General features: G+C 77.5%; 1 protein-coding gene. It reads right to left on the reverse strand.

Annotation, left to right across the window (positions count from 1 at the left end; all coding sequences use genetic code 11):
• The coding region (locus HUW36_RS33975) for a hypothetical protein (RefSeq protein WP_217428932.1) at positions 1-547 on the reverse strand (547 nt) is incomplete at both ends.

Genomic DNA, 547 nt, shown 5'->3' on the forward strand with positions numbered 1-547 from the left:
GCCGGCGTCGGCGCGGGGGCCGGGACGGCGGCGGGAACGGCCGGCACGACGGGCGCGGCCGGGGTGGGCGCCACGACGGAGGCCCAGGCGTTCACCTTGTCGGTGTCCACCCGCAGGCCGTCGGCGGCGAGGAACTGCTTGCGGTCGAGCGGGGAGATCAGCGCGGTGATCTGCTCCGGGCTGAGCCGGCCCTGCAGGGCGGCGGCCATGAACTGCTCGACGAGCGCGGCGCCGGACTCCGCCAAGGCGGCGGCGCGACCCTCGGTGCGAGCGGCCTCGATGGCGCGCTCGTGGTCGGTCATGGCGGCCTGGCGGAGACGCTCCGCCTCGGCGGCCTGCTGCTTCAGCTGCTCGTAGTCCGACATGGACTGCGCCCGCGCCTCGTGCTTGCGGGCGTGGTACCGCCAGTAGGCGGCCTGCTGCGCGTCGGTCATCACCGCCAGCGGCGTGTTCTCCGGGAAGCCGTGCTCGCCGTTGCCCGTGGCGGGCGTCGGGGTGGGCGCGGGGGCCGGAGGGGTCGCCGGGGTCGGCGGGCCGGGCACGGGCG

The sequence above is a fragment of the Micromonospora maritima genome (assembly GCF_902825405.1).
GTDB lineage: Bacteria > Actinomycetota > Actinomycetes > Mycobacteriales > Micromonosporaceae > Micromonospora > Micromonospora maritima.